Source organism: Bordetella genomosp. 11, assembly GCF_002261215.1.
In the GTDB taxonomy this organism is placed as follows: Bacteria; Pseudomonadota; Gammaproteobacteria; order Burkholderiales; family Burkholderiaceae_B; genus Bordetella_C.
Genome location: NZ_NEVS01000004.1, coordinates 4,232,337 through 4,250,776 on the forward strand (window position 1 = coordinate 4,232,337; position 18,440 = coordinate 4,250,776).

Consider the following 18,440-nt stretch of genomic DNA (forward strand, 5'->3'; position numbering starts at 1 on the left):
GCGCTTCATCGTGAATGGGGACAGATTATGCGGACGGCCCGGACTGGGCCGCCGATGCGGGATCAATGCAGGGTGCGCGGCATGGCAAGCAGGAATTCCGCGATCGTCACTTCGAAGGGAATGCCGTTTTCGCCGACACAGTGATAGCTGCCGCGCATGGTACCCACGGGCGTGGGGAGCGGGCAGCCGCTGGTGTATTCAAAGGTCTCGCCGGGCGCCAGCAGGGGCTGCTGGCCGACCACGCCCAGGCCGCGGACTTCGCGCACGCGCTGGTTGCCATCGGTGATGATCCAATGGCGGCTGATCACCTGCGCGGGATGTTCGCCGGTATTGGTGATGCGCACCGTATAGGCGAAAACGTATTCCTGCTCGCCGGGATTGGACTGTTCAGGCACGTAGCGCGGCTCCACGGCCACGGTAAGGTCATAGGGTTTCACTGGCTTTCCGGCCTTTTAGTCTGGATCGACGGCAACTGCTGCCGGTACGGCGCCGCAATATCCGATGCGGCAATGGCGGCTGGCGCTGGTCCCGGCAAACTACAATATTGGCACATTATCCCTTGAATGCCGCCGACCATGTCTTTCCTATCCCCGGGCACCCGCATCGCGCCCAGCATCCTTTCCGCCGACTTCGCCCGCCTGGGCGAAGAAGTGCGCAATGTCGTCGCGGCGGGCGCCGACTGGATCCACTTCGACGTCATGGACAATCATTACGTCCCGAACCTGACGATCGGCCCCATGGTCTGTGCGGCCATCCGCCCGCACGTCGAGGTACCCATCGACGTGCACTTGATGGTGGAGCCCGTCGACGAACTGGTTCCGCAATTCGCCAAGGCCGGGGCCAATATTATTTCCTTCCATCCGGAAGCGACGCGGCACGTGGACCGCACCCTCGCGTTGATCCGCGACCACGGCTGCAAGGCGGGGCTGGTCTTCAACCCGGCCACCTCGCTGGATCACATGGACTATGTCATGGACAAGCTGGACGTGGTGCTGGTCATGTCGGTCAACCCCGGTTTCGGCGGCCAGAGCTTCCTGCCTTCGGCGCTGCAAAAGCTGCGCGATGCGCGCGCGCGCATCGACCGCTGGACGAGCGCCGGGGGCCAGCACATCGCCCTGGAAGTCGACGGCGGCGTGAAGGTGGACAATATCGCCGAAATTCGCGCCGCGGGCGCGGACACGTTCGTGGCCGGATCCGCCATCTTCGGCCACCCCGACTACGCCTCGATCATCGGCGCGATGCGCCAGCAGATCGCCGCGGCCGGCTCGCTGTCCGCCTGAAGGGATCCCTCTCATGAAGTTCTTCCAAGCCGCGCTGTTGGATCTGGACGGCACCCTTCTGGATTCCGTGCCGGACCTCGCCACGGCCGCCAATGCCATGCGCATGGAGCTCGGCATGCCGCCGCTTCGCGAGGACGTCATCGCGACCTTCGTCGGCAAGGGCGTGGACCGGCTCGTGCAGCGCACGCTGGCCGGTGCCCAGGAACACGGCGACCTGGACCCGGACCTGTACGCCCGGGCACGCACCTCTTTCTCCCGTCACTATCACCTGGTGAACGGCGACAAGGCCGTGATATTCGACGGCGTGCTCGACGGGCTCAAGACCATGCGCGACCAGGGGCTGAAGATGGCGGTCGTCACCAACAAGCCCACCGAGTTCACGATGCCGCTCCTGCAGCGCACGGGCCTGGCCGGTTTTTTCGCCGCCGTGGTCTGCGGCGATACCTGCGCGCGGAAGAAACCCGACCCCCAGCCCATGCTGCATGCCTGCTCGCTGCTGGGGGTCTCCCCGGAACGGGCTGTGACCATCGGCGACTCCATCAACGACTCCCAGGCCGGGCGCGACGCCGGCACGCGGGTGCTGGTGGTGCCCTACGGCTACAACGAAGGGGTGGACGTGCGAACGCTGGACGTCGATGGTATAGTGTCGTCTCTCGTTGAAGCCGCGCATTGGATCAATCGGGAAAACAACCTTCCGTCCACCAGCGCGGCCCACTGACATCCATACCCGAATCGCAAAAATGATCGCCCCTGTCCTGACGCAACTGCCTGGCGCCTCGTGGCGCTGGTGGCGTTTGGCATCCGGGTGGCGATAAGGCATTCCCCGGCGTCCGACGCGTATGCGGTCAGGCGCCGAATCCAGCAAAATCCCCAAGCCCGGAACCAGAACACTGGCCGGGCTTTTTGCTTTTTCGCCCGGCTCGACATCAAAAGACCGACACGAGACCGATATGACCGAACTGGAATTCAAAGCCCTTGCCCACCAGGGATACAACCGCATCCCCCTGGTCGCCGACACCTATGCGGACCTCGACACGCCGCTTGGCATCTACCTGAAGCTGGCGCACTCCGGGCCGGAAAACGGCCGCATGACCTGCCTGCTGGAATCGGTGGTGGGCGGCGAGCGCTTCGGCCGCTATTCCTTCATCGGCCTGCCCGCGCGCACGGTGATCCAGTCGCGCGGCACCGTCACCGAGGTGCTGCACGACGGCAAGGTCGTGGAAACGCATCACGGCGATCCCCTGTCCTTCATCGAGCAATACCAGGCGCGCTTCAAGGTCGCGCTGCGGCCCGGCATGCCCCGCTTCGCCGGCGGCCTGGCGGGCTACTTCGGCTATGACACGGTGCGCCATATCGAGCCGCGCCTGGGCCCGGCGGTCAAGCCCTTCCCTGCCGGCATGGACGAAGGCACGCCGGACATCATGCTGCTGCACGTCGACGAGCTGGTCATCGTCGACAACCTGGCCGGCCGCATCTACCTGATGGTCTACGCGGACCCGGCGCAGCCGGAAGCCTATGCCCGCGCCCAGCAGCGGCTGCGCGATTTGCGGCAGAAGCTGCGCAAGCCCGTGGAGATCCCGTACAGCCACGCCAGCATGCAGACGGCCGAACAGCGCGACTTCAAGAAGCAAGACTACCTGGCCGCCGTGCTGCGCGCGAAGGAATACATCGCCGCGGGCGACCTGATGCAGGTACAGGTGGGGCAGGTCATCACCAAGCCCTTCCGCGATTCGCCGCTGTCCCTGTACCGGTCGCTGCGCTCGCTCAATCCCTCGCCGTACATGTACTTCTGGAATTTCGGCGACTTCCACGTGGTCGGCTCGTCGCCAGAGATCCTGGTACGCCAGGAACGCATCGTCGAGGACGGCAAGCCCAAGTCGCGCGTCACCATCCGCCCGCTGGCCGGCACGCGCAAGCGCGGCGGCACGCCCGAGGAAGACGCGACGCTTGCCGCCGAGCTGCGCGCCGATCCCAAGGAAATCGCCGAACACGTGATGCTGATCGACCTGGCACGCAACGACGTCGGACGCGTCGCGGAAACCGGGACGGTGAAGGTCACCGACACCATGGCCATCGAACGGTATTCGCACGTCATGCACCTGGTATCCAATGTCGCCGGGGATCTCGATCCCGCCATGACCAGCATGGACGTCCTGCGCGCGGCTTTCCCGGCGGGCACGCTGACCGGCGCGCCCAAGGTGCGGGCCATGGAGATCATCGACGAGCTCGAACCCGTGCGGCGCGGCATCTACGGCGGCGCGGCGGGCTACCTGAGCTACGGCGGCGAAATGGACGTGGCCATCGCCATCCGCACCGGTGTCATCAAGGACGGCACGCTTTACGTGCAGGCCGCGGCCGGCATCGTCGCCGACTCCAACCCGGAAGCGGAATGGGCGGAAACGGAAGCCAAGGCCCGCGCGGTACTGCGAGCGGCCGAACAGGTCCAGAACGGACTGGACCAGCCCATCTGACGGCCTCGCGGCCGCCACGCGGGACTTTCACACCGAACGGATAACAAGGGTTGAAGCCATGAGCCTCTTGATGATCGACAACTAACATTGGCGTCCATCAACATCCAACAACATCTACTGAGTTCAGATAAGTTATTGATTTTATTGAGTTGAGTGTCTGCGGACGGCTACTGAAAGCTGGACAAATCCACTGCTAAAGTGTGTAATGCTGTGTGTAACGGGGCAAAGTGGAGGCGTTATACACATGGCACTCAATCTCTTATCCGCTCGCAAGGTCGAGACAGCACAGCCAGGTCCGAAGGTCTACCAACTTCGTGACGGTGGAAGCCTCTTTCTTCGCGTTCAAACCAACGGCAGCAAGCTATGGTGGTATCGCTATCGTCTGGGAGGAGCCTCCCAGGTCTACTCCATCGGCGTATACCCCAAAGTGTCGTTGGAGCTCGCGCGCGCAGAGCGTGACTGGGCCAAGTCCCTTGTCAGGCAAGGCATCGACCCCATCGTCGAAAAGAAGGCCAAGGTCGCGTTGCAGGTCGAGGCTTACGAACACACTTTCGAGTCAACCGCCAAAGAGTGGATCGTCAGCAATGCACACTGGAGTGACTACTACCGTGGGCAAGTCACAACCTACCTCGAAAAAGACGTTTTCCCAAAGCTCGGCAAGCTGCCGATCAGCACCATTAGAGCGCCACATCTCCGCCCGATAATCAAGGAGGTGGCGAATAGAGGCGCAAAGACTGTCGCAATTTTGATCCGGCAGTGGTGCGGCCAGATTTTCTCCTACGCTGCCGCTCAAGGAATCTGCGAGTTCGACCCGGCCTCCTTACTAAAGGGGTTGGTGAAGCGTCCGCAAGTCCGCCACAATCCCCCGCTGACATGGGCCGAGATTCCCGATTTTCTGAATCGGGTTGATGGTGAGGGTGGTTACCGCACAACGGTCTTAGCATTAAAGCTAATGGCGCTGACGTATGTCCGAACTGTCGAATTGCGTAAATCGACCTGGGAAGAATTTGATCTTGATGCAGCGTGACCTGCCCCCTCCCAGCCGTACCAGCGTAATGGCAGCGAAGTCCGTCAACTTGGAGAATGACGGACATGAGAAAGAGCAGATTTACCGAGGAGCAGATCATCGGTTTCATCAAGCAGGCCGAGGCCGGTTTGCCGATCAAGGATCTGTGCCGCAAAGGCGGCTTCAGCGACGCGACCTTCTACAAATGGCGTGCCAAGTACGGTGGGATGGACGTGCCCGACGCCCGGCGGCTGCGTGAACTCGAGGCCGAGAACAACAAGCTCAAGAAGCTGTTGGCAGAGGCCCATCTGGACATCCACGCGCTGAATACGGCCTTCGGGGTAAAGCGCTAGCCCCACAGGCCAAGCGCGCGGCCATCGCCACCATGATCGAGCAATGCGATCTGAGCGAGCGGCGCGCCTGCAGGCTTGTGGGGCTCTCCCGCGACAGCTACCGCCACCCACCCGAGACCGATGCCATGACCCAAGAGCTCAGCAGCAAGATCGTCGAGATCGCGCATGCACGCCGGCGCTTCGGCTATCGGCGCATCCACGACATGCTGCGCCCGCACTTCCCGGCTGTGAACCACAAGCGCGTCTACCGCCTGTACAGCGCCGCCAACTTGGCGGTGCGCAAGCGCAAGAAGGTCAAACGCCCCGCCAACGAACGCGTGCCGCTGCAACTGGCCACGACGGTCAATGAGGTGTGGAGCATGGACTTCGTCAGCGACAGCCTGAGCACGGGACGGCGCATCAAGTGCTTGACCGTGGCCGATGACTTCAGCCACGAGTGCGTGAGCATCTCGGTGGACTGGGGAATCTCGGGGCAATACGTTACGCGACTGCTGGATCAAGCGGCCGTGTTCAGGGGCTACCCGCAGGCCGTGCGCACCGACAACGGTCCGGAGTTCACCAGCCGGGCCTTCATGGGCTGGGCGCAGGCCCACGGCATCCGTCACATCCTGATCGAGCCGGGACGCCCCATGCAGAACGGCTACATCGAGAGCTTCAACGGCAAGTTCAGGGACGAGTGCCTGAACGAGCAGTGGTTCGAGACGCTGCAGCAGGCCCGGTCGGCCATCACGCTCTGGCGCCAGGACTACAACGAGGTCCGCCCGCATAGCAGCTGCGGGCGAATGCCACCGGCCAAGTTCGCCGAGCTGCATCGCCAGCGCGCTGGCGATGCAGCTCAAACCAGCTCAACCACCATCGAGATCAACTAATCTTGCAACCCCGGACTTCCTCGTTATGAATGGCACGGCAAAAGGGGGCAGGTCAGGGCAGCTCTCCAGTTGTCTGGCTGGTAGTGAAAGCTGTAAAAGGCTCTACGCGTCATTTTTTCTCCTGATGTTTCTTTGCGGCTAAAGATACGACTTCCGTCCAAGTCACAATTTACAACAAGTATCTTTATTTGTTGAAGTTTGGGGTGACTTGCGTGGGCGTCCCGGCCAAGGGGGCATGGCCGGTCGCGCTGTCGTGCGCATAGCGCATCGAGCCGCCGCACCCTTCGGCCACGGCGTCTCGCCCCCTTCGGGCTTCCATCGTTCCCTCGCTCCGCTCGGCTGACGCCTCCGGCCCGGCTTCCAGATCCGGGCCTGCGCGCTTCGCTTGCCGTGCGGTCGGCACACAGGGAGGACCGTTGCCAGGTCCAGCCGTCTTCCCTGACTCCATCACCTTGTCCGCGACTGTAGCCCGCTCCCGTGAGCCATCAAGGCGCGCAGGGCCGTGTCCTCGGCTGCGCCTGCGGGCCGCACCCACCCTGCGCTTGTTTCCTTGACGGCCCCCGTCCGCGCGCTCCTTTGGCCGCGGGCGATGAACTCAGGAAAGACGGTGGCAACAGGGCCAACCGGGTTCCTCGTGCCGACCGCACCGAACAGCCACAAAGGCTGGGCTCCGAATCTTGGAATCCGGTGTGCGGTTTTCTTCAACAGCCTTTTTGTTCAGGAGAACGACATGCTTGCAACCCGTTTTGCTTCCCACTCCCCCGCGCTGCGCAGCGAAACCCCGCTGTCCGATGACCAGATTCGCAGGGTGGCCCCGTCCATCTTCGCGGATGCCCCGCATGAGAGCCGCTCCGAGCGATACGCCTACATCCCCACGGCTGCCGTGTTGACCGAGCTTCGCAAGGAGGGGTTTCAACCCTTCATGGGTGTGCCAGACCCGCGTGCGCAACGAGGGTCGGCGCGAGCACACGAAACACATGCTGCGCCTGCGTCATGCCAACCAGATCAACGCCCGCGAAGCCAACGAAATCATCCTGCTGAACTCGCACGACGGCACGAGCAGCTATCAATTGCTGGGCGGCATGTTCCGCTTCGTTTGCAGCAATGGCCTTGTCTGCGGCGACACCGTGGGCGATGTGCGCGTGCCCCACAAAGGCGACGTGGCCGGGCACGTCATCGAGGGCGCCTATCAGGTATTGAGTGGTTTCGAGCATGCGCAGGAATCGCGCGAATCCATGCAGGCCATCACGTTGGATGCCGGGGAATCGGAAGTGTTCGCCCGCGCCGCGCTGGCCCTCAAGTACGACGACCCGACTAAGCCCGCGCCCATCACGGAATCGCAAATCCTGATGCCGCGCCGCTTCGACGACCGCCGCCCCGACCTGTGGAGCGTGTTCAACCGCACGCAGGAGAACCTGACCAAGGGCGGATTGCATGGCCGCGCCGCCAATGGCCGCAGACAGCAGACCCGCCCCGTGCAGGGCATTGATTCGGACATTCGCCTGAACCGTGCCCTGTGGCTGCTGGCCGATGGCATGCGCGCCCTCAAGGCTTGACCGTTCCTCCGCCGGAGGGGCGGTTTCCCCTCCATTCCCTTGTTTCACTCGATTGGAGATTCACCATGAACGCTATTACCTACACCGAAGCCCGCGCCGTCAACACCGCAGCCAGCAGCGACGCGAATGTGCTGCAAGCCGCCGACCCGAGCAAGCACATGATTCTGGTTCCGCTGTCGCGGCTGGTGCTGCGCCTCACGGGCCGCAACGTGCGCAAGACCGTCCCGCGCATGCCCATCCCCGAACTGGCGGCGTCCATCCAGCGCGTGGGCCTGCTGCAAAACCTCATCGTCATTGCATCCGCCGATGGCAAGCATTACGAGGTGGTGGCCGGTGGCCGTCGCCTTGCAGCTTTGAAGCTGCTGGCGAAGAAACACCGCATCGCCAAGGATTGGCAGGTGCCTTGCCTGCAGGTGGCCGATGGCACGGCACGCACCGCCAGCCTCACCGAGAACGTGCAGCGCGAAGCCATGCACCCCGCAGACCAGTTTGAAGCCTTTGCGGCGCTGGTGGCCGAAGGCCGGCCCATCGAGGACATTGCGGCGGATTTCTCCGTCACGCCGCTGGTGGTGCAGCGCCGCTTGAAGCTGGCGAATGTTTCGCCACGCCTGATGGCGGACTATCGGGCCGATGCCGTGACGCTGGATCAGTTGATGGCGTTGTCCATCACCGACGACCACGGCGCGCAGGAAAGTGCCTTCTACGATGCGCCGCAATGGCAGCGCCAGCCATCCGACCTGCGCGACCGCCTCACCGAGCGCGAGATTGATGCCTACCGGCATCCGCTGGTGCGCTTCGTCGGGCTGGACGCCTACGAGCAGGCGGGCGGCGGAGTTCGCCGTGATCTGTTCGCGGAAGGCGATGCGGGCGTGTACCTGACCGACGCCGCATTGCTGGAGCGGCTGGCGCAAGACAAGCTGGCGGGCATCGCCGCCGAGGTGAGGGCCGAGGGCTGGGCTTGGGCCGATGCCACGCCGGGCATGACCCATGCCGATCTGCACGCTTTCCAGCGTGCGCCGAGGGAGCGCCGCGAACCGAGCAAGCGCGAAGCACAACGCATCGAGAAGCTGCAAGCCAAGATGCAGGAGGTGGCCGAAGCCATTGATGCCGCGACGGACTCCGACGACGCGGACAAGGCCGATGCCTTGCAGGAGGAAGGCGAAGCCCTGGGCGAGCAGTTGCAAGCGCTGGAAGAAGGCTTGCAGGGATACGGCGCGAACGTGAAGGCCGCAGCCGGTGCCATCGTCACCATCGACCGCAACGGCGAGGCCGTGATTCATCGGGGGCTGCTGCGTGAAGCCGAGGCCAAGGCGCTGCGCACGCTCGAAAGGCTGCGCCAAGGGTTCAGCGACCCAGATGCCGCGAACGATGACGAAGGCGAGGAAGACATGCAGCCGAAGGCCGCAGCGATTTCCGACCGACTGGCCCAGCGCCTGAGCGCCCATCGCACCGCCGCGCTGCAAATCGAAGCCGCCCGGCATCCGCAAGTCGCGTTGGCCGCGCTGGTGCATGGCATGGTGCAGACCGTCTTGCAGAGCCGCTACTACGGCCACGATATGCCGCTGGGCGTGAGCCTGAAAGTGCAAGACCGGCTGGAAGGCATGGCCCCGGACTGGCCCGAGTCGCCCGCCGCTGTGGCCCTGCGCGAACTGCAAGAGGCATGGAGCGGTAAGCTGCCCGAGGACAGTGCCGAACTGTTCGCCGCGCTGCTGGAGATGGAGCAAGGCGAACTGGTCAAGCTGCTGGCCGTGTGCGTGGCTTCGACGGTGGACGTGGTGACGCCGCGTGCCACGGTGCAGCAGCCGGGCGCGGAACTGGCGCAGGCCGTGGGCCTTGACATGGCCACGTGGTGGCAGCCGACCGCCGAGGGGTATTTCAAACACGTTCCGAAGGCTGTGGTTCTGCAAGCCGTGGGCGAATTTGCGCCCGAGAGCGTCAATCGGCTGGCGAAGCTCAAGAAGGCCGACATTGCCAGCGAGGCCGAGCGGCTGGCGAAGGGCACGGCCTGGATGCCTGCCATCTTCAATACGGCAGACGCGCCGGAGGCAGACCCGCAGAACGGTGCGGAGGACGTCGCCACCGAGGCGGATGAACCCGCTAAAGTATTGGCCGCCTGACCCATGCCGAAGGCAAGCGCCCCGGCCAAGGCCGGGGCGCTTTGCCGCAGGGAGCCGAACCATGCCCACCATCAATACCACCAGTTGCCCACGCATGGCGGCAATCTACGTCCCCGGCACCGTGCGCGCACGCCGCTGGCACGGCGAGGGCGACGTGCGCGGCTAACGTCCGCCCTCGGGCTGGATGGCCTGCGCCGACCTCACCGACATTCACCCCATCACGGGCCGTGCCTTGGCGCGGGCCGTGTGGTGGATCATCGAGACGAAGGAATAAGCATCGTTAGCACCGCGCCCGATCTGCAAATACAAAGCCAAGCATGCTCACATGCTGGGATCGTTGAGTGAGTTCACAGCTAGCAGCGCTGCTTGCGCGCGTTCCGGGCGTGTCGTATCGACGGCCCATTTTTGCAGCGTATCCAGAGCCACCTGTGTGTTCTTGGCCGCTTTCACGTAGGCAAGGAAATATTGAGCCGCCTGCGTTGATTTGCCTAGTTCCGCGTATACCAAGCCCAGGTTTTGGAGCGTTGCAGCTCGGGTGGGTTGCACTTTTAACGCCGTTAAAAGTGTGCCAAGTGCTGCATCATGTATGCCTTGCAAATATTGTGCATAGCCTAAGTTTCCAAGGATTTCCGCGTCGAATGGATATAGCGTTGCAGCCTCAGTCAGCGTAGCTACAGCCTTTTCAATGCGGCCATCGCGCAGCTCATCCAATCCCAACTGGTTTAGCTCACGAGCGCGCTTTCTGTCTTGAATTGGGTCACGTATTTTTTGCGCACTCATACCAGCATCTGCCAGGATGTTCTGAATTTTGCTAGCAGGAGTAGGTATGAACTGCACGCCCATGGAGGCTAGGTCTTGCGGCGTGAGAAAGTATGTTTTCTCTGGCGGCGTCTTGACGATTTTGCCGAGAATGGCATCAGGCACGTCCAACGTGGCGAGCACTCTAGAGAAACGGATCGTTGCGGCTGTTGCTCTGTCTGTCTCCCTTCCGTTTTCTGCGGCGCTATGAACTCCTACACGCGCATTGGTGTCGGCCCACCGATAAACGCCCGCTGCAAATGGGTAGAAGCAGGCACTTGCACAAATGTCGTTGGCGCTTACGTGGGTCGACAGGCCATTTTGTCGGACGATCGATGCCAGTTGCAATCCAGCCTCAACGCTTCCTCCAGGAGATTTGAGGATTAGTCCCCAGACCTTGAAGTTCTTGGCCTTGGAGGTATTTAGGACTTGCATCAAGCGATAAGGATCACCTTCTTCGATCCGGCCTTCAAGCTTGATGTAGATGATGTTTGAATCTAAATAGGGAGTTAGCGTGCTTGCCGATGTTGCTGCACAAGCTGCAAGCAGCGCCACTCCTTGCATCGTCTTCAAAAGGAACTTCATCCTAGGGTTCATGGTTTATTTATATGAATCAATAACTTGCTTGGCCAGAAAATACACAAGGTTTGGCTTGGACGCGCAGCATCATAAATCGGCCCAACTGCTCCAAAGCCCAAAACAGGGAGATCTATTTTTTGAAGTGGAGATGCAGCGCATAGTGAGGACGCAGGAACAACCGTCATCAGCATCGTGCCAAAGACGTTCTATCCCCGCTGTGCCACAGCTTGGTGTCCCTCAATGCTGCCAAACCGGCTGCGCCATTGCGGCCCGGCCAGCGCCCCGCCGCAATGGACAGAGCTGGCGAACACGCTGGTGCTTGCTGCGGCAGGTTGTGCGAATGCGTGCCGTCCTCAACGCTGGCGGTTCTTGCCCATCACGTCACGAAGGACGGTTCACGAACATCCCGCCCGGCATCGCTATGGAGCTTCCACGCCACGCCTCAAGACCGGCCCCGCAAGGTGCGGCCGGGGCGTTCTCGCTTGTCGTCGGGTGGTTGACCTGGCCTGCGTCAGTGGGCGGGCCAGTGCAGCCTTCATGCGGGGATGCCGAGTCGGCTCTGTCTCCTTTCGATGCGGTTCGGCCCAAGGCGTCCTTGTGTTGTTGTGAATCCTGGCGGTGGCGCGGCTGCGCCTCGGGCTTCATGGCTGCAACCGTCCGGCGAAAACAATTTCCCCTGCGCTGCGCGCATTCCTCGCGGGCCAAATTCTTTTCGCCTCCCGGCTCTCCACTGCGTTGCGACCGCAAGCGGTGCAGCCCGCCCGTCCCCCGCCGGCCGGATCACAACAAGGACGCGATGGGCGCGAACCTTGTTCCACCAAAAGGAGTTTCATCATGGCCAACATCGGCAGCTTCACCGCAGACAAAGACGGCTTCACCGGCACGCTTCGCACCCTGATGCTCAACGTCAAGGTCAAACTGGTGCCCAACGACAAGGGCGACAACGAGAAGGCTCCGGACTTCCGCCTGCAGGCCGCCAGTCACGACATCGGCGCGGCGTGGAAGAAGACCAGCGAGGCCGGGCGCGAGTACATCTCCGTGACCCTTGACGATCCTTCGTTCCCGGCCACGGTCTACGCCCGCCTGATCGAAGGTGAGAACGGCACGCACGACCTGATCTGGTCGCGCAGCAAACCCCAGGCGGCCTGACGGCCGCCAGCGCCCCGCCCGCTGCGGCGGGGCGCTGTACTGCGTGGATCAGCAGACTGGAAGGCTTGGCTCTTCCAGCTTCGTGATAGTGGTGGTCGGGCAGCATCACCATGACCTCATGGTGCCAGGGCGGATGCTGGGCGATTCGGCGCACTGCGCCGACCGGGCTTTGCGGGCTGCGCCCCATGCCGACTTCGCCGTCATGGCCATTCGGCTTCAATCCCTATCGCAGCTTCGCGCCGATGGCGCTGCGCGCTGCGCTTACCTCCGGGGGAAAGCTCTGCGGCCTATCCCCGCCGCGCGATGCTTGGCGCCCCTGCAGTCCCCGAACCGGCGGCGCCGGATCGGCCACGCCAGCGATGACGCACGCTATGGCGTGTCACTCTTCTTCGCCACAGTCTCCAACTCCTGGCGCACCTGCACCAGAAGCTGATCGACCTGCTGCAGGTCGCCGCCGGCATAGGCCAGCGTCAGCAGCGTGAGCGGATGAATCTCCATGACCTCGCACAGCTCGGCCAGCTTGTTCAAGGTAGGGCTTTTGAGGTCGCGCTCCAGCGTGCTCATGTAGGTGCGGCTGGACACGTCCGAGAACGCTTCCTGGCTCAAACCACGTGCTTTCCTGATGGTCTTTAGTGCCTCCGACAATGTATGTTTCGCTGCCAACCCTGGATCTCCCCAAAATCCAAGATGACAGCCGATTGCGCCCTATAGGACTACAATCTATAGTGTTCAACTATGCCCGCCTGCCGCTTTCGTGCTTTTACGGAAATCCGTATCTGCGGCTTCTCACAGAGGCGCAAAGCCGCATCCGTACCTTTCCACAAACCCGCCGATGCGGTTTTGCGCTTTCACGCTTCGGCGGTTCTGTGCGAATGAGGGGACGCCCATGAACCAGCTCATCACCGAGGACGAGCGCAAGCAACTGCTGGAACACGGCCGGGTCCTGGCCGCTGGCTTGGCCAATGACCCGTTGCCCGTGGTGCGGTTGTTCACGCCAGATGCGCACGCCACCTGGCTGCTGACCTCGCTCGATCCCGTCGATGGGGACACGGCCTACGGCCTGATCGACCTGGGAATCAGCATGCCCGAGTTGGGGACGGTGAAACTTTCCGACCTGGCGACCATCGTCGGGCCACGCCAGCAACCCGTCATGCGGGACCGGTATTTCCGGGCGGTGCGCCCGTTGTCGGAGTACCTGCGGCTGGCTCAGGAGAACGGTTCCGTCCTCGATTGAGCCGTGCGCGCCGAAGCCAAGCCGGGCGCATTGAGGCTATTTTGGTCTTGCTCCAGACCCATCAGGTCTTAGTCCGCACTGTTGCACCAAACCAGTGCCACCCTGACGCAAACGGTCATGACGCCAGCCGTGCCATCGGGCACGGTGGATAGCGCAGGAGGCGCGCATTTCCTCGCGCGCCACCGTCGCATTCAGACGATCCATGCAATCCATCGGATGCCTTTCGTCTTGACACGCAAGTTACTAATCTACCAGCTTATTCACGATTGGATGCTAGTTCGATGCGGTGACGTTTGCGTGTGAAACCGGTGACGGCCGTCCTGCTCTACGGGAGTTTGCGTCATGGCCGAACCGCACCACCTCGCGCACTGGTATCCGACTGCCGCCTACCTCTACGTGCTGTGCCTGGATACGCTGGCACTGGCCTGGGAGTATCTGCGCCGCCATCCCGATTACCGGCTTGACTGGCTGCACCGTGCGCGCCGCCTCGATGCTGCGCATCGCTGGGGCTTGCGTCTGCTGGAAGACCCGGCCCTGGATGCGCGTGACGCGCATCCGGCCTGGCTCCCCGGCCATGAGGCCGTGGTGCAGCTCCACCCGGATGCCGATCCGCCGCCTGACGCTGCGGCCTTCGCCTTCTGGTGCATCCCCGGTCACAAGCAACTGTTGCATGACGGCAAGGGCCTGGCGCTGATCGCGCGCAGTTCAGGCCATTGCCTGCGCTATGCGCTGGCGCCTAGCCTGGAGGACGGCATGGCCATGGCTTACGCCCACCGCGGTCGCGGCACCACGCATGTGCCCGACACGCCTGCGCCAATGGCGCGGCCCAGGCCACCGCCTGCGGCGCTGCTGGAGCTACACACCCTGCAGGCGCTCGACGCCACCCTCGCGGGCGCGTCCTTGCGTGACGTGGCCGAGGGCTTGTTCGGCGTCGATGCCGCGGCCGGCTGGTACAGCGACGGCGGCCTGCGTTCCAAGGTTCGCCGCCTGGTACGGCGCGGCGATGCGTTGATGCGCGGCGGCTATCGCCGCCTAGCACAACTGCCGCCGCTTGAGAAGGGTCGTTTTGAAGAGAGCGCAAAACGACCCTGAGCAAGAGGGCTTCGTTTTCTGAGACTGCCTCCATCCGGTTGCGCTGTGTGGCCGGAGCCCTGCAACCGATGGAGGTTCTCACCATGCGTCCTGCTCCCTTGCGGCCTGCCGCCGCTCCCATTGCTTCCGCTGCGCAGCCGCAGCGCTATCTCACCAACGACGAAGCCGCCGACTACCTGCGGCTGTCGCCGCGCACGCTGGAGAAGCAGCGCGTGCTTGGTGGCGGCCCCAAGTTCCGCAAGTTCGGCCGCCGCGTCATGTACGCCGTGGCCGACCTCGATGCCTGGGCCGCCGAGCGCAGCTTCGAGAGCACGTCCGATCCCGAGTACGCCGAGCAGCACTCGGCGGACAGCCGTGCGCGCTGATCGCTGGCGCGCGGGTGGCCTTCGCCATGTCCAGCCCTGCGCTGCCGTCCCGGCAGCGGCCCGTGCCGGAGCGCGAACAGCTCGACCTGTTCCGCGCCCTGCCGGGCGACATGGCGCCGCGCGACAGCCAGGACTTGATGGCCTTTCCGTTCTTCTCGCTGGCGAAGTCGCGGCGCACGGCGCCGATCGACTTCCGCGCCAGCGGCATCACGATCCGAGTGGAGGGCACGCAGGAGCACGGCATCGCCACGATCTGGGACGCGGACGTGCTGATCTGGGCTGCCTCGCAGATCGTGGAGGCGCGCGACGCGGGCTTAAGCCCGTCGCGGCTGATGCAGGCCACGCCCTACGAGATCCTGCGCTTCATCGGGCGCGGTACGTCGCTGCGCGACTACCAGCGCCTCAAGGCCGCGCTGGATCGCCTGCAGTCCACCACGGTGGCCACGTCGATCCGCGAGACCACGGGAAGACGGCTGCACCGCTTCTCGTGGATCAACGAGTGGAAGGAGCTGGCCGATGCGATGGGCACGCCCTTGGGGCTGGAGCTGATCCTGCCGGACTGGTTTTATGCGGGTGTCATGGATGCCGCGCTGGTGCTGACCATCGACCCGGCATATTTCCGGCTCACGGGTGGCATCGAGCGGTGGCTGTACCGACTGGTGCGCAAGCACGGCGGGCGACAGCCGGGCGGCTGGCAATTCGACTTCCGGCACCTGTATCGGAAATCGGGCAGCGCCACGCGCTTCTCGGACTTCGCCTACGACCTGCGCGCGCTGGTCGCGCGGCAGTCGATGCCCGGCTACGTCCTGGGCATCGAGCGAATGCCGGACAACAGCGCCGAACTGCTGACCTTTCGGCCCGTGCCGTTCACGGCACGGGGATAAACGGTGCGTTGCCTGTGGACGGACTCGTGCTATCAGGAGTACGAGGTATCGTGCTATTGGGAGTACGGCTATCGTGCTATCAGGAGTACGGATCGGCCGCAAAGCCAATAACGGCGCGGGTTTCAGCCTCTCCTAACTTCCCTAACTTAAATTCTCTAACTGATAGTAGAAGCGCCGCGCCACGGTGGATAACCGCCACGCGGCACGAAGCGCAGCAGCAACAGCCCGGCTTTCCAGCAAGGAGGGCCAGGCCATGATCGTCGCTCTGCTCAACCAGAAAGGCGGCGTGGGCAAGACCACGCTCGCTACGCACATTGCCGGCGAGCTGGCGATGCGCGGCCAGCACGTCGTTCTGCTGGACGCCGACCCGCAGGGTTCATCGCTCGACTGGACACAGCGCAGAAGCCAGCAAGGCTTGCCACGGCTGTTCAGCGCCGTGGGCCTCGCACGCGAAACGCTGCATCAGGAGGCCCCAGAACTCGCCCGCCGAGCCGATCACGTCGTCATCGACGGGCCGCCGCGCATCGCCGCCTTGGCGCGCTCCGCGCTGCTGGCGGCCGAGCGCGTGCTGATCCCCGTGCAGCCCAGCCCCTACGACCTGTGGGCCAGCGTCGAGATGGTGGCGCTGATCCGCGAGGCGCAAGTCTTCCGGCCTGCGCTGCGCGCGGCCTTCGTCATCAACCGGCGCGTCAGCACCACCGTGATCGGGCGCGAAGCGCGCCAGGCGCTCGCCGACCAGCCGCTTCCTGCGCTGCGCGCGGAAGTGCGCCAGCGCATCGTGTTTGCCGACAGCGTGGCCGCTGGCCGGCTCGCCCGCGAGACGGCGCCGGACAGTGCCGCTGCGCGCGAAATCACCGCGCTGGTGGACGAACTGCTGCGGTGGCCGGCATGACAGCGAAGCTGCCGCCAAACAGCAAACGCGCGGCCAAGCGCGTCGGCATCGGCGCGCGCCCACCCACGAATCCGCACGCCGAGGCGTGGATTCGCCAGGGCGACGGCGATGCACTCAACAAGGGCGACACCTACACGGCTCGCCTGACCCTCGACATCACGCCCGCGATGCGGGCGCGCATCAAGGTTTCGGCCTTCACGCAGGGCGTGACGGTGGTCGACTTGCTGCGCGGCCTGTTGGACAGAGAGTTTCCAGAACACCATAGGGAGAACACCCCATGACTGCATCCGCTTCGCCTGTCGCTGGCGCGGCCACGACTGCGCTCGCAGCACTTTCCGGCCAGCCTGCCAGCGCGCCGCTGACGCGCGTGGCGCTGGCTTACATCGAACCGCGCTTCAAGCTCTACCTGCGCTTTGGCGAACCCGCGCGCACGCTGCGGCTCGACCGTTGGCGCAGTCTCGCCATGTTCATGCCGAACGCCGTGCTCTGCCGCATCCGTTGGCAGGCCAACGACTACGGCACGATCCGCTGGCAGCTCATGGTGATGCAGACTTGCCCGCCGCTGGACACGGCGCAGCGCCTCCCCGGCGTGCAGCCGGGCGCGCGCCTGCTGCTGCACGCCGAGGGCGAGAATCAGGTGCGCGCCGTGCTGGAGCGCATCGACGCCATCGAGGCGCTGGGTATTGCTCCCGCTACTGCCTCGTCCGCGTACTGGCGCACGCTCGCGAACCGGCTCGCGGCGCGCTTGCCTCTGCCCGAATACACCGCCGAGCGGCACGCTGCCTGGTTGACCGGGAGGGCGCTGTCATGACCGCCGTTTCTACTGCCGGCACCGCGCCGTGTCCGCGCTCACGCCTGCGCGCTCACCTCGTACTGGCGGGCCTGTCCGCCTGCGGCCTCGCTGCGTTGGCCTGGGCGTCCTTCGTGCATCCGCTACCGCGCCTGATCTACAACCCGTCCGACAGCGTGGCGATTGGCTGGTATCGCGTGGAACCGCTCCACCAGCGCACCGACTCGCTGCCCCGGCCTTTGTCCGTTGGCAGCATCGTCGTGACCACGTTGCCGGCGGACACCGCCGCGCTGGCTGCGCAGCGCCGCTACCTGCCGGCGCGCGTGCCGCTGCTCAAGCGCGTGGGCGCCATCGCACCGCAAACTGTGTGCGTTTTCGATGCGCTGGTCTGGATCGATGGCGTGCCGGTGGCCGGCGTGCTGGCCGCCGACCGGCTGGGCCGTCCGCTGCCTTCCTGGCGACAATGCCGCCAGCTCCGGCCTGGCGAACTGTTCCTCTTGAGCGCGATCAACCCGGCGTCGTTCGACAGCCGGTATTTCGGGCCGGTCAGCACAGCCGCCGTGATCGGCGTTGCGCGTCCGGTCTGGCTGGAGTCACGCCCATGATCGCCGACGATTCGCTGCACGTTGCCGTGCATCTTGTCGTGCCATCGGGCGTGTCGTTCTGCTGTTCGTCGCCGTGTCGTCGCGCGTGCAGTGCGGGTGCATTCGCACCGCACTTCGCGCTGCCTTCCCATGTGCAGGTGTCTTGCCTAGAACGCGCCCGGCCTGCGGCCTTCATCGCGCTGGTTCGCGCGTTCGCCGGCGTGCTGGCTGCTCGTGCAGCAGCGCCGCCGGGCCGCCGCTGCCCGGAGCGCCAGCGAGGGGCAAAGGCGGAAGGCAAGACAAAAGGACGCGGCACCGGGCCGCGTCGAAAGCCTGTCTGCACGTGGGGGTAGCGCGGCACGCAGCGGCTTCGCCGCCGTGCCGCATGGGGCGCGAAGCCCGCGCCGATGCGGGCATGTCC

Annotated in this window: 19 protein-coding genes and 2 pseudogenes; 18 read left to right on the forward strand and 3 right to left on the reverse strand. The window is 64.2% G+C overall.

The features are described 5' to 3' along the window. Positions 1-62 precede the first annotated feature (62 nt). Positions 63-437 (reverse strand): Co2+/Mg2+ efflux protein ApaG, encoded by a 375-nt coding sequence (apaG, locus tag CAL28_RS26605; RefSeq protein ID WP_094844102.1) that lies wholly within the window; start codon positions 435-437, stop codon positions 63-65. A gap of 138 nt (positions 438-575) precedes the next feature. Here apaG and rpe point away from each other — a divergent pair, with 138 nt between their 5' ends. The 8 genes and pseudogenes from rpe (at position 576) to CAL28_RS26645 (ending at position 9,926) form a co-directional block, all read left to right on the forward strand. Next, positions 576-1,280, forward strand: coding sequence for a ribulose-phosphate 3-epimerase (rpe, locus tag CAL28_RS26610; protein WP_440588416.1), 705 nt, complete (start codon positions 576-578; stop codon positions 1,278-1,280). A 13-nt stretch (positions 1,281-1,293) separates the two neighbouring features. Continuing rightward, positions 1,294-1,998, forward strand: coding sequence for a phosphoglycolate phosphatase (locus tag CAL28_RS26615; protein ID WP_094844104.1), 705 nt, complete (start codon positions 1,294-1,296; stop codon positions 1,996-1,998). Between the two features lie 232 nt (positions 1,999-2,230). After that, on the forward strand, positions 2,231-3,751 hold the full coding sequence (trpE, locus tag CAL28_RS26620) for an anthranilate synthase component I (RefSeq protein WP_094844105.1): 1,521 nt from the start codon (positions 2,231-2,233) through the stop codon (positions 3,749-3,751). A 244-nt stretch (positions 3,752-3,995) separates the two neighbouring features. Continuing rightward, positions 3,996-4,778 carry a tyrosine-type recombinase/integrase gene (locus CAL28_RS26625; protein WP_254926244.1) on the forward strand — a complete coding sequence of 261 codons (783 nt, stop codon included), beginning with the start codon at positions 3,996-3,998 and terminating at the stop codon, positions 4,776-4,778. Between the two features lie 65 nt (positions 4,779-4,843). Continuing rightward, positions 4,844-5,979, forward strand: a protein-coding gene (locus CAL28_RS26630) for an IS3 family transposase (protein ID WP_407922726.1) whose coding sequence is annotated in 2 segments (ribosomal slippage) — positions 4,844-5,099 and positions 5,099-5,979 — 1,137 coding nt in all. Because the reading frame shifts where the segments join, the coding sequence is not laid out codon by codon here. Positions 5,980-6,709: 730 nt separating this feature from the next. Further along, positions 6,710-7,535: pseudogene (locus tag CAL28_RS26635) on the forward strand (DUF932 domain-containing protein). 65 nt (positions 7,536-7,600) lie between these two features. Continuing rightward, positions 7,601-9,652: a ParB/RepB/Spo0J family partition protein gene (locus tag CAL28_RS26640; RefSeq protein WP_066126520.1), complete on the forward strand. Its 2,052-nt coding sequence runs from the start codon at positions 7,601-7,603 to the stop codon at positions 9,650-9,652. Between the two features lie 61 nt (positions 9,653-9,713). Next, positions 9,714-9,926: pseudogene (locus CAL28_RS26645) on the forward strand (hypothetical protein). Positions 9,927-9,973: 47 nt separating this feature from the next. Here the strand turns inward: CAL28_RS26645 and CAL28_RS29650 are convergent. Further along, positions 9,974-11,035 (reverse strand): tetratricopeptide repeat protein, encoded by a 1,062-nt coding sequence (locus tag CAL28_RS29650; protein WP_175218203.1) that lies wholly within the window; start codon positions 11,033-11,035, stop codon positions 9,974-9,976. 828 nt (positions 11,036-11,863) lie between these two features. Here CAL28_RS29650 and CAL28_RS26655 point away from each other — a divergent pair. Next, entirely contained in the window at positions 11,864-12,178 is a 315-nt protein-coding gene (locus tag CAL28_RS26655) for a DUF736 domain-containing protein (RefSeq protein WP_066126521.1), read from the forward strand. Positions 12,179-12,547: 369 nt separating this feature from the next. Here the strand turns inward: CAL28_RS26655 and CAL28_RS26660 are convergent, their stop codons facing one another. Next, entirely contained in the window at positions 12,548-12,841 is a 294-nt protein-coding gene (locus CAL28_RS26660) for a helix-turn-helix domain-containing protein (RefSeq protein WP_082853004.1), read from the reverse strand. A 223-nt stretch (positions 12,842-13,064) separates the two neighbouring features. Here CAL28_RS26660 and CAL28_RS26665 point away from each other — a divergent pair, with 223 nt between their 5' ends. The 9 genes from CAL28_RS26665 to CAL28_RS26710 all read left to right on the forward strand — a co-directional run bounded on the left by CAL28_RS26665 (position 13,065) and on the right by CAL28_RS26710 (position 18,372). Further along, positions 13,065-13,412 carry a DUF2958 domain-containing protein gene (locus CAL28_RS26665; RefSeq protein ID WP_066126524.1) on the forward strand — a complete coding sequence of 116 codons (348 nt, stop codon included), beginning with the start codon at positions 13,065-13,067 and terminating at the stop codon, positions 13,410-13,412. Positions 13,413-13,754: 342 nt separating this feature from the next. Then, positions 13,755-14,504, forward strand: a complete 750-nt coding sequence (locus CAL28_RS26670; RefSeq protein WP_066126525.1) for a DUF2285 domain-containing protein — start codon at positions 13,755-13,757, stop codon at positions 14,502-14,504. 83 nt (positions 14,505-14,587) lie between these two features. Then, complete coding sequence (locus tag CAL28_RS26675) at positions 14,588-14,869, forward strand: helix-turn-helix transcriptional regulator (protein ID WP_066126615.1); 282 nt, start codon at positions 14,588-14,590, stop codon at positions 14,867-14,869. 26 nt (positions 14,870-14,895) lie between these two features. Then, positions 14,896-15,753, forward strand: coding sequence for a replication initiator protein A (locus CAL28_RS26680; protein WP_066126617.1), 858 nt, complete (start codon positions 14,896-14,898; stop codon positions 15,751-15,753). 253 nt (positions 15,754-16,006) lie between these two features. Then, positions 16,007-16,645 (forward strand): ParA family partition ATPase, encoded by a 639-nt coding sequence (gene parA / locus CAL28_RS26690; protein WP_066126527.1) that lies wholly within the window; start codon positions 16,007-16,009, stop codon positions 16,643-16,645. Further along, positions 16,642-16,926: a chromosome partitioning protein ParB gene (locus CAL28_RS26695; protein WP_066126618.1), complete on the forward strand. Its 285-nt coding sequence runs from the start codon at positions 16,642-16,644 to the stop codon at positions 16,924-16,926. Before parA ends, CAL28_RS26695 begins: the two co-directional genes overlap by 4 nt. After that, positions 16,923-17,456: a DUF2840 domain-containing protein gene (locus tag CAL28_RS26700; RefSeq protein WP_066126528.1), complete on the forward strand. Its 534-nt coding sequence runs from the start codon at positions 16,923-16,925 to the stop codon at positions 17,454-17,456. Before CAL28_RS26695 ends, CAL28_RS26700 begins: the two co-directional genes overlap by 4 nt. Further along, complete coding sequence (locus tag CAL28_RS26705) at positions 17,453-18,040, forward strand: S26 family signal peptidase (protein WP_066126530.1); 588 nt, start codon at positions 17,453-17,455, stop codon at positions 18,038-18,040. The genes CAL28_RS26700 and CAL28_RS26705 overlap by 4 nt, the downstream gene beginning before the upstream one ends. Further along, positions 18,037-18,372, forward strand: coding sequence for a hypothetical protein (locus tag CAL28_RS26710; RefSeq protein WP_231885966.1), 336 nt, complete (start codon positions 18,037-18,039; stop codon positions 18,370-18,372). Before CAL28_RS26705 ends, CAL28_RS26710 begins: the two co-directional genes overlap by 4 nt. The last annotated feature ends 68 nt before the right edge of the window (positions 18,373-18,440 follow it).

Excerpts from the sequence above, each read along its gene's own strand:
- CAL28_RS26655 (WP_066126521.1), top strand. The coding sequence starts at position 11,864 with ATGGCCAACATCGGCAGCTTCACCGCAGACAAAGACGGCTTCACCGGC.
- trpE (WP_094844105.1), top strand. The coding sequence starts at position 2,231 with ATGACCGAACTGGAATTCAAAGCCCTTGCCCACCAGGGATACAACCGC.
- CAL28_RS26675 (WP_066126615.1), top strand. The coding sequence starts at position 14,588 with ATGCGTCCTGCTCCCTTGCGGCCTGCCGCCGCTCCCATTGCTTCCGCT.
- CAL28_RS26710 (WP_231885966.1), top strand. The coding sequence starts at position 18,037 with ATGATCGCCGACGATTCGCTGCACGTTGCCGTGCATCTTGTCGTGCCA.
- CAL28_RS26615 (WP_094844104.1), top strand. The coding sequence starts at position 1,294 with ATGAAGTTCTTCCAAGCCGCGCTGTTGGATCTGGACGGCACCCTTCTG.
- CAL28_RS29650 (WP_175218203.1), bottom strand. The coding sequence starts at position 11,035 with ATGAAGTTCCTTTTGAAGACGATGCAAGGAGTGGCGCTGCTTGCAGCT.
- rpe (WP_440588416.1), top strand. The coding sequence starts at position 576 with ATGTCTTTCCTATCCCCGGGCACCCGCATCGCGCCCAGCATCCTTTCC.
- CAL28_RS26625 (WP_254926244.1), top strand. The coding sequence starts at position 3,996 with ATGGCACTCAATCTCTTATCCGCTCGCAAGGTCGAGACAGCACAGCCA.
- CAL28_RS26640 (WP_066126520.1), top strand. The coding sequence starts at position 7,601 with ATGAACGCTATTACCTACACCGAAGCCCGCGCCGTCAACACCGCAGCC.
- CAL28_RS26665 (WP_066126524.1), top strand. The coding sequence starts at position 13,065 with ATGAACCAGCTCATCACCGAGGACGAGCGCAAGCAACTGCTGGAACAC.
- CAL28_RS26670 (WP_066126525.1), top strand. The coding sequence starts at position 13,755 with ATGGCCGAACCGCACCACCTCGCGCACTGGTATCCGACTGCCGCCTAC.
- parA (WP_066126527.1), top strand. The coding sequence starts at position 16,007 with ATGATCGTCGCTCTGCTCAACCAGAAAGGCGGCGTGGGCAAGACCACG.
- CAL28_RS26705 (WP_066126530.1), top strand. The coding sequence starts at position 17,453 with ATGACCGCCGTTTCTACTGCCGGCACCGCGCCGTGTCCGCGCTCACGC.
- CAL28_RS26695 (WP_066126618.1), top strand. The coding sequence starts at position 16,642 with ATGACAGCGAAGCTGCCGCCAAACAGCAAACGCGCGGCCAAGCGCGTC.
- CAL28_RS26680 (WP_066126617.1), top strand. The coding sequence starts at position 14,896 with ATGTCCAGCCCTGCGCTGCCGTCCCGGCAGCGGCCCGTGCCGGAGCGC.
- CAL28_RS26700 (WP_066126528.1), top strand. The coding sequence starts at position 16,923 with ATGACTGCATCCGCTTCGCCTGTCGCTGGCGCGGCCACGACTGCGCTC.